This window comes from Thermaurantiacus sp. (genome assembly GCF_053487655.1).
In genome coordinates, this window is sequence record NZ_JBRCLD010000108.1 from 1 (window position 1) to 6,877 (window position 6,877).

Below are 6,877 nucleotides of genomic sequence, written 5' to 3' on the forward strand. Positions count from 1 at the left end.
GACGACACGCTTCTCGTCGCCGAGGTCGTCGAAGTGCTGCGGGCCCGGCCGCTCACCAAGCATGTCTGCGTGACCGGCCGCAACGCCCAGCCCGAGCTGATCGAAATCGCGGATCTCGTGACCGAGTTCCGTGAGGTGAAGCATCGCTTCAGGGTCGGCTTCCCGGCCCAGCGCGGCGTCGAATATTGATGCGCGCCTTGGCCGTCCTTGCGCTGTTCGGGATTCTGCTTGCCGGCTGCGGCAGCGCACCGGGCGGGCCGGTAGCCCCTCCGGCCCAGCCGCTGGAAGCGCCGCGGCGCATCGTCTCGATCAACCCCTGCGCCGATGCGCTCCTGCGCGAGCTCGCCGATCCGGCGCAGATCCGCGCTATCAGCCACTATTCTCAGGATCCGCGCGCGACATCGGTGCCGCTCGACTGGGCCGCCTCCTATCCGGCCACATCCGGCACGGCGGAAGAGGTGCTGGCGCTTGAGCCGGATCTGGTGGTTGCCGGGCCGCATGTCGCGCTCAGCACGATCGCCGCCCTTGAGCGCTTGGGCATCGCGCTGGTCAAGCTGCCTGTGGCAAGAACCGTGGCCGAAAGCCGGGAACAGATCATCCACCTCGGCCGCGCAATCGGCCAGCCTGACCGCGCTGCCGCGCTTGTCCAGCAGATCGACACGGCAATTGCGCGCAATCGCAGCCCCCTGCCACCGGTGGATGCGCTGATCTGGCAGGGCGGCGGGCTGGTGCCCGGGACAGGAACGCTGGCCGATGAGCTGCTGCGGACAACCGGCCACACCAATGCGGCAAGCGCCTACGGCCTTGGGGCATGGGGTGTTCTCGGCCTTGAACGACTGGTCGCTGCGCCGCCTCTCATCCTCTATGCTGGTGACCGCTCCGACGAGAGCGACCGGCTCCTCGGCCATCCCATCATCGCGCGGCTGCAGGTGCGCATCGCAGTCGAACCCTACCCGGGCCGCCTCTTGTTTTGCGCTGGTCCCACCATCATCGCCGCCGCCGATCATCTGTCAGCGGCAAGGCAGCGCCTTCATGCCCGCTGACCGGCGGATCATCCCCGGGCTTGTTGTCGCCCTTCTGGTCGCTGGTCTCACCTCACTGATGGTGGGAAAAGTCCATGTCTCGCCGGCCGACTGGTTCTCCGGAGACGTCCAGAGCCTCATCATCGCCGAGCTCAGGCTGCCAAGGCTGGTCCTGGGGCTCATGATCGGGGCCTCGCTCGGCCTCGCAGGCGCTGTGATGCAGGGCTATCTGCGCAACCCCCTGGCTGATCCCGGCCTGTTCGGCGTGTCCTCGTCAGCCGCGCTCGGGGCGGTTTCCTCGCTGTATTTCGGGGCCGCGGCATCGGCGCTGCTGCTGCCCGCCTTTGCCCTCATGGGGGCGGCGCTCGGCATGGGGGCGCTCGCGCTCATCGTCGGCCGATCGGACAGCCTCATCCTCTTCACCCTGGCCGGGCTGCTCCTGTCCAGCTTGACCGGCGCCTTGACCACCCTCCTCATCAGCGTGGCTCCCACCCCCTTTGTTACCGCCGAGATTGTGAACTGGCTCATCGGCGCCCTTGTCGACCGCAGCTGGAACGATGTGCGCATTGCAGCGCCCCTAATTCTGACCGGGGCCCTCATCCTCGCAACCACCGTACCAGCGCTTGACGCGCTCACGCTTGGCGAAACCGCTGCGCGCTCGCTTGGGGTCGACCTGCGGGCACTTCTGTGGCGGGTGGTACTCGGCGTTGGCCTCCTCGTCGGCGCATCGGTGGCTGTCGCCGGGGTCATCGGCTTTGTTGGCCTCATCGTGCCCAATCTGGTGCGGCCGTTGGTGGGCAACCGGCCTGGCGCCGTCCTGCTGCCTGCGGCCTTGGCTGGCGCCCTGCTCGTGATCGTGGCCGACAGCCTGGTCAGGGTTCTGCCCACAGTGTCGGAGCTGAGGCTGGGTGTCGCCATGTCGCTGGTTGGTGCGCCCTTCTTCCTCATGCTCCTGGCGCGCATTCGCCGCCAGTTGATCTGATGATGTTGATCTGATGATGGCGCTGTCGGTCTCTGGCCTGTCGCTGGCGCTGGGCGGCCGGCCGGTGCTCGAAGACATTTCGGCAATCCTGCCGCCAGCGCGCGTCACGGTGGTCCTCGGCCCCAATGGCGCCGGCAAGTCCATGCTGCTCGCCTGCTTGGCCGGGCTGCGCGCACCGGATTGCGGCAAGGTCACACTGAACGGCGACGCTGTGGTCGCGATGGACCCACGCCAGCGGGCCCGGCGAATCGGTCTCTTGCCGCAAAAGGGCGAAGTGCATTGGGATGTCGATGTCCGCACGCTTGTGAGCCTCGGCCGCGCCCCGCACAACAGCGGCTGGGGGCTCACTGCGGCAGACCGGGCCGCGATCGAGAGTGCGATGGTTGCAACCGACACGCTTGCGCATGCCAGCCGGCCCGTCCAGCGCCTCTCCGGCGGGGAGCAGGCCCGGGTGCTCCTGGCACGGGTCCTTGCCGGGCAACCGGAATGGCTTCTCGCCGACGAACCGCTCTCGAGCCTCGACCCAGCCTACCAGCTCGACATGCTCGAGCGCCTGCGCGCAGTTGCGGCAAACGGCACTGGCGTCGTGCTGGTGCTGCATGATCTGACCCAAGCCGCGCGCATCGCCGATCACGCGCTCCTCCTGAAGGCGGGGCGGCTGCTGGCCTCAGGTCCGGCCAATGGCGTGCTGCAACCCGACCTGCTGGCTGCGGCCTATGACGTGTCCATCTGGCGCGGCGCCGACGCCGATGGCGCCCCGGTCCTTTTGCCAATGCGACCCCGCCTTCCAGTCGATGCCGGATGAACGGGCAACGCTCCTGCTGGCGGCGCTGATGATGGAGGCGCTGGTTGGCTATCCCTCACGCCTCCACGTGCGCGTTCCTCATCCCGTCGTCTGGGCCGGGGCCGCCATTGGCTGGCTTGAAGCACGATGGAACCGGGGCTCGGAGCCCCTGCGCCGGGTCATGGGCGTTGCCGCGCTTCTGGCGCTCTCAGGGGTGGCCGTCGCAGCCGGCTTGGCGCTTGCACGGCTCCTGTCCGGCTGGCCGCTTTCCGTCGGGCTGGCAGCGGTCGCCACGCTCGGTCTCGCCCAGCGCAGCCTCCATGACCATGTCACAGCTGCCGCCCGACCGCTGGCACGAGGCGACCTCGCCGCCGCGCGCACGGCCGCTGCCATGATCGTCGGGTGTGACGCGTCAGCGCTCGATGCGGGGGGAGTCGCGGCAGCTGCGACCGAAAGCCTTGCTGAGAGCTTCTGCGACGGCATTGTCGCGCCGGCCTTCTGGTTTCTGGTCGCCGGCCTGCCGGGGATGTTCCTCTACAAGCTGGTCAACACCGCCGACAGCATGGTCGGCCACCGCGACGCGCGCCACGCGGCCTATCCGGGCCCTGCCGCTCTTGCCCATGGCCTTCGCCTCTACCGCCGCGCCTGCCTTCTCCTGTGCCTTCTGGTCGGAGCACTGGCATGGGCAGGCTGATGGTACAGGGGACCGGATCGGATGTGGGCAAGTCCCTGCTGGTGGCGGGTCTCTGCCGGCTGTTCACCAATCGGGGGCTGGTGGTCCGGCCGTTCAAGCCGCAGAACATGTCGAACAATGCGGGCGTTGCCGAAGGTGGCGAGATCGGTCGCGCCCAGATGCTGCAGGCTGAGGCCTGCCGCGTGGCGCCGAGCGTCCACATGAACCCGGTGCTGCTGAAACCCGAAGCCGACCGCCGGTCGCAGCTGGTGGTGCGTGGCGAGCTTGCCGGAACGGTCTGGTTCCGCGCCAACCGCGCCGCCCTTCTCGACCTGGTCCTCGACAGCTGGCGCCGACTCGAGGCGCAGGCCCACCTCGTGCTCGTCGAAGGCGCCGGAAGTCCAGCGGAGACCAACCTTCGCGCTGGAGACATCGCCAACATGGGGTTCGCGCGAGCCGCCGGAGTGCCGGTTGTGCTGGTGGGTGACATCGACCGGGGCGCAGTCATCGCCTCGCTGGTAGGGACGCACAGCGTCCTCGATCCGGCCGACTGCGCGCTCATCCGGGCCTTCCTTATCAATCGCTTCCGCGGCTTGGCATTGTTCCGCGAGGGCATGGACAAGATTGCCCGACGGACCGGCTGGGAGGCGCTGGGGATCGTGCCCTGGCTCGAGGCCGCACGGCTTCTGCCGGCCGAGGATGCCGTTGTCCTCGACCGGCCCGCACCCGCCCAGGCCGGCCGTCTCGAGATCGCCGTGCCCATGCTGCCGCGCATCGCCAATTTCGAAGATCTCGACCCGCTGGCCGCAGAGCCCGCGGTGTCGCTCACCATGGTGCCACCGGGCCGGCCCATCCCGGCGTCTGCCCGGCTGGTGATCCTGCCCAGAAGCAAGGCGGTGATCGCCGACCTCGCCTTCCTGCGCGCCGAAGGCTGGGACATCGACATCCTCGCCCACCGCCGGCGCGGCGGCCATGTGCTGGGGCTGTGCGGCGGCTATCAGATGCTGGGGCGGATGGTCCATGATCCGCACGGCCTCGAAGGCCCGGCCGGCAGCGCGCCGGGGCTGGGGCTGTTTCCGGCCGAGACTATGCTCATGCCCGGCAAGACGGCGCGGGAGACAAACGCCACCTGCCTCCTCCATGGAATGCCCGTGACCGGCTACGAAATCCACGTGGGGGTCACCACTGGCGATGCGGCACCGCTGTTGCGACTTGCCGATGGCCGAACGGACGGCGCCATTTCGGCGGACGGGCGGGTGGCGGGCACCTATGTGCACGGCCTGTTCAACCGTGGCGAGACACGGGCCGCCTGGCTCCGGCGGCTTGGAGCGCCCTCGACCGGGCGCGACCAGGGCGCGATCGTCGACGCGGCCCTCGACTCCGTCGCCGAAGTGCTGGCGCGCGCTCTCGATCCGGACTGGCTGCTGGCACTGGCCCGGGAAGGTCGCCGGCCATGCTGACTGCGGCCGATGTTGCTGCCCACCTTGACGCGCTCGCCAAACCGAAAGGCAGCCTCGGCGAGCTGGAGCGGATTGCCGCCCGGCTGGCGGTCGCCAGCGGATGCCTGGCGCCCGTCACGCGGCCGCGCACCCTTCTCCTGTTCGCGGCCGACCATGGGGTGGTCGCCGATGGGGTCTCCGCCTGGCCACAGGCAGTCACCACCGCCATGATCCGCCTCATCGCCGACGGGCGGGCGGTGTCGTCGGCCCTGGCGCGTGCGCACGACTGCCGGCTGCGGCTCATCGATGTGGGAAGCGCCGGGCCAGTGGATGGCCCCTGGCCGCCACATGTGCGCATCGCCCGGGTGGGGCAGGGCACGGCCAGCCTCGCCCGTAGCCCGGCGATGTCGGTCGAGGCGTTCGATGCCGCGCTTGCCATCGGCATGGCCGAAGCGGAGGCCGCCATAGCGGAGGGTGCGCGGCTGATCCTGACTGGCGAGATGGGAATTGGTAACACCACGGCTGCAGCTGCTCTCGTTGCGCTTCTGACCGGAACGCCAGCAGCGCAGGCAACGGGCCCGGGCGCCGGGGCGGACGATGCCATGTTGGAGCGGAAGAAAGCCATTGTCGCAGCTGCAGTCGCCCGGGCTGAACCCTTGCTGCAAAGCAAGCCCCGGGCAGCCATGGCAGAAGTCGCCGGCTTTGAGATCGTCGCCATGGCGGGTGCCACCCTCGCGGCGGGCCGGCTGGGCGTGCCGGTCCTGCTCGACGGGCTGGTCTCAACGGCCGCTGCCCTTATCGCCGCTCGTCTTGCGCCGGCCATCCAGCCGCATCTTCTGGCCGCGCACCGGTCGGCGGAACCGGGCCACGGCCACGCCCTCGCCGCGCTTGGCCTCGCGCCGATCCTCGACTGGGGCATGCGGCTTGGCGAAGGCAGCGGAGCGCTGGTCGCGCTGCCGCTCCTCGACAGCGCCGCAGCCCTTCTCGCCGACGTCGCCCGTCTCGCCGACGTGACCGGCTGATGCGCGCCGAGCCATCGCCGGTTCCGGTCTGGGTCCCGCCGCTTCTGGCACTCCAGTTCCTGACCCGCCTCCCGGTCCCCTTCCTCGACCGGCTGAGCGCGGACGCCGCGCGTGAAGGCCTGCGCGCCGCCGTCGTCTGGTTCCCGCTGGCGGGGGCGCTGATCGGCGCGATCACCGCACTCGCGATCCTCGTGGGAGCGCAGGTCTGGCCGCTGTGGCTGGCGGTCCTTGTCGCCCTTGCCTTCGAGGCCTGGCTGACGGGGGCCTTCCACGAGGATGCGGTCGCCGATTTCTGTGATGCGCTCGGCGGCGGCCACGATGCCGAGTCGACCCTTCGCATCCTGAAGGACAGCCGCATCGGCAGCTTCGGGGCCGTTGGTCTCGTGCTGGCCGTGGCGCTCAGAGCCGGGGGGACCGCGGCCTTGCCGCTGCCGCTGCTGGCGGCCGGGGTGGTCGCGGCTGCCACCTTCGGCCGGCTGCTGATCGTGGCCGCCATGGTCACCATCCCGCCCCCGCCGGCAGCACCGGGTCCGGGTCTGGCCAAGGATGTCGCCGGCACGATCCGGCCGCGCGCACTGCTGCCGGCGATGCTGCTGGCCCTCCCGGGCCTTGCCGCCATTGCCGCGCTGGCGCCGGAGCGGCTGGCAGTGGCGACGGGGCTCGCGCTCATCTTCCTCTTGTGGCTGCGACGTCTGCTGCTGCGGCGGATCGGAGGGGCAACCGGCGATTGCCTCGGCTTTGCCGCCTATTCTGGCCAGCTCATCCTTCTTCTCGTGCTTGCTGCGCGATGAGGCGGCAGGTCTGGCTGGTTCGCCATCCGCCGGTTGCGCGCGCTTGGGCCAAGCGCTGCTACGGCCAGAGCGATCCCGGCCTGTCGCGGGCCGGGGCGAGGATGCAGCGCGAATTGGCTGCAAAGCTCGTCCGGCTCCACCCCGATTTCGTCATCCACTCTGGC

At 69.9% G+C, this 6,877-nt stretch carries 9 protein-coding genes; all 9 read left to right on the forward strand.

Features of this window, described 5'->3' with window-relative positions:
* The coding region (locus ACWIQA_RS10635; protein WP_448583055.1) for a cob(I)yrinic acid a,c-diamide adenosyltransferase at positions 1-189 on the forward strand (189 nt) is incomplete at its 5' end.
* On the forward strand, positions 189-1,043 hold the full coding sequence (locus ACWIQA_RS10640) for an ABC transporter substrate-binding protein (protein ID WP_448583062.1): 855 nt from the start codon (positions 189-191) through the stop codon (positions 1,041-1,043). The genes ACWIQA_RS10635 and ACWIQA_RS10640, both read left to right, overlap by 1 nt.
* Positions 1,033-2,004, forward strand: a complete 972-nt coding sequence (locus ACWIQA_RS10645) for a FecCD family ABC transporter permease (protein WP_448583056.1) — start codon at positions 1,033-1,035, stop codon at positions 2,002-2,004. Before ACWIQA_RS10640 ends, ACWIQA_RS10645 begins: the two co-directional genes overlap by 11 nt.
* A gap of 13 nt (positions 2,005-2,017) precedes the next feature.
* Entirely contained in the window at positions 2,018-2,809 is a 792-nt protein-coding gene (locus ACWIQA_RS10650; protein ID WP_448583057.1) for an ABC transporter ATP-binding protein, read from the forward strand.
* Complete coding sequence (locus ACWIQA_RS10655; protein WP_448583058.1) at positions 2,799-3,482, forward strand: CobD/CbiB family cobalamin biosynthesis protein; 684 nt, start codon at positions 2,799-2,801, stop codon at positions 3,480-3,482. The genes ACWIQA_RS10650 and ACWIQA_RS10655 overlap by 11 nt, the downstream gene beginning before the upstream one ends.
* Positions 3,470-4,921 carry a cobyric acid synthase gene (locus tag ACWIQA_RS10660; RefSeq protein ID WP_448583059.1) on the forward strand — a complete coding sequence of 484 codons (1,452 nt, stop codon included), beginning with the start codon at positions 3,470-3,472 and terminating at the stop codon, positions 4,919-4,921. Before ACWIQA_RS10655 ends, ACWIQA_RS10660 begins: the two co-directional genes overlap by 13 nt.
* Positions 4,915-5,922 carry a nicotinate-nucleotide--dimethylbenzimidazole phosphoribosyltransferase gene (gene cobT, locus ACWIQA_RS10665; protein ID WP_448583060.1) on the forward strand — a complete coding sequence of 336 codons (1,008 nt, stop codon included), beginning with the start codon at positions 4,915-4,917 and terminating at the stop codon, positions 5,920-5,922. Before ACWIQA_RS10660 ends, cobT begins: the two co-directional genes overlap by 7 nt.
* Entirely contained in the window at positions 5,922-6,713 is a 792-nt protein-coding gene (locus tag ACWIQA_RS10670; protein WP_448583061.1) for an adenosylcobinamide-GDP ribazoletransferase, read from the forward strand. Before cobT ends, ACWIQA_RS10670 begins: the two co-directional genes overlap by 1 nt.
* On the forward strand, positions 6,710-6,877 hold a 168-nt coding region (locus ACWIQA_RS10675), incomplete at its 3' end, for a histidine phosphatase family protein (RefSeq protein ID WP_448583063.1). The genes ACWIQA_RS10670 and ACWIQA_RS10675, both read left to right, overlap by 4 nt.